General features: G+C 39.2%; 3 protein-coding genes. All 3 read left to right on the forward strand.

Annotation, left to right across the window (positions count from 1 at the left end; genetic code table 11):
- Positions 1-281: 281 nt before the first annotated feature.
- Entirely contained in the window at positions 282-635 is a 354-nt protein-coding gene (locus tag BLQ57_RS20735) for a bleomycin resistance protein (RefSeq protein ID WP_087941514.1), read from the forward strand.
- Between the two features lie 255 nt (positions 636-890).
- Complete coding sequence (locus BLQ57_RS20745) at positions 891-1,172, forward strand: type II toxin-antitoxin system RelE/ParE family toxin (protein ID WP_087941513.1); 282 nt, start codon at positions 891-893, stop codon at positions 1,170-1,172.
- 4 nt (positions 1,173-1,176) lie between these two features.
- The gene (locus BLQ57_RS20750) at positions 1,177-1,479 is read left to right on the forward strand and encodes a HigA family addiction module antitoxin (protein ID WP_087941512.1); all 303 of its coding nucleotides are present in this window, start codon (positions 1,177-1,179) and stop codon (positions 1,477-1,479) included.
- The last annotated feature ends 81 nt before the right edge of the window (positions 1,480-1,560 follow it).

Raw genomic sequence — 1,560 nt, forward strand, 5'->3', positions numbered from 1 at the left:
ATGCTTCGAGGCGTTACCCCCGCACATAAGGGACTTTCACCCTCTGGAATAATTTGATATCTTCGATACCAGATGCCCATGCTGGGCACACACACAGCATATAGCTTATGGCGGGTTTACTGCTTAAAATGAAGATATTACAACTTAATAACATTCGGTCTGGCGGACAAGAAAGCGACTTCTAAATCCCGCACTTGCCATAGCCAGGGCCGTTAGCGGGCATTGAAAAAGACGTCTACAACAAGCCAAAGTTTACACAGAAATTAAATTAATAAAAAAGTATGCTGACAGACATCAATCCAAAACTTCCAATGCGTGACAAAGCCTTAACAAAAGACTTTTACCTGAACAATTTAGGTTTCATAGAACTTGGAGACTATGGCGACTATTTAATGGTTCGAAAAGACAATATAGAAATTCATTTTTTTGAATTCAAAGACCTTGAACCAAAAGATAACTACGGTCAAGTTTATATCAGAACAAACGACATTGATTTACTCTACCAAACGATATTGAACAACAAAGTTTCAATTCACCCAAACGGACATTTAGAAACAAAACCGTGGGGACAAAAGGAGTTTGCACTGCTTGACCCTGACAATAACTTACTGACATTCGGACAAACTATAAAATGATTAATTTAACTGACCACAATAACGAGAAGGAAAAACAACGACCCGCTAACAGCACCTACCCAAAAGTGGCGGTTCAGTGGTTAAATCAAGCTTTCTCGCTTTGGCGGGACAAGTCGTGCTTCTATCAGAGTTTGTGCTTGGTTGACAGTGAAGTGCTTCGAAATCCCGCACTACGCTTATACTTGACCGTTAGGCATCATTTGGAAAAAACAAACTTTATACTCACCTTTGGCATTAGTAACGTAAAACAAGACTATGATTGTTTCCTTTGGCTCGAAAGAGACCGAACAGATTTGGAACGGAATCCGAGTCAAGAAAATGCCGATTGAAATTCAAAACGTTGGACGTCGGAAATTAAGAATGTTGAACAATTCGCAAGATATTGCCGATTTGCGAATTCCACCATCAAACCGACTTGAAAAACTTACTGGAAAATTAAGTGGATTTTATAGTATTCGGATTAATAAACAATGGCGGATTATCTTCATATGGGACAAAGGAAACGCAAGTGAAGTGGAAATAATTGATTATCATTAAAAAAATGGAAAAGCTAGCAAATGTACATCCTGGAGAGATCTTGAATTACGAATTTCTTGAGCCATTGGAAATCACCGCATACCGACTTTCCAAGGACTTAAAAATTCCGCAAACTCGAATTTCGGAAATCATAAAAGGAAATCGCCGAATTACAGCGGACACAGCATTACGACTAAGCAAATATTTTGGAAATTCCGCCAAATTCTGGCTCGGTCTTCAAGACGATTATGATATTGAAGAGGAAAAAGAATCGAAAGAATCGGAACTGAACGAAATAAAGCAATACAAAAACAAAAAAGTTGCCTAACAACTAAGCTTTCGTGCGGCTTGCAAAGCCAAGCATGAAAGCGCTGTTGCACGAAACCGGTGAGGTGCCTATGGGGATTGA

Source organism: Algoriphagus faecimaris (assembly GCF_900101705.1).
Lineage (GTDB): Bacteria > Bacteroidota > Bacteroidia > Cytophagales > Cyclobacteriaceae > Algoriphagus > Algoriphagus faecimaris.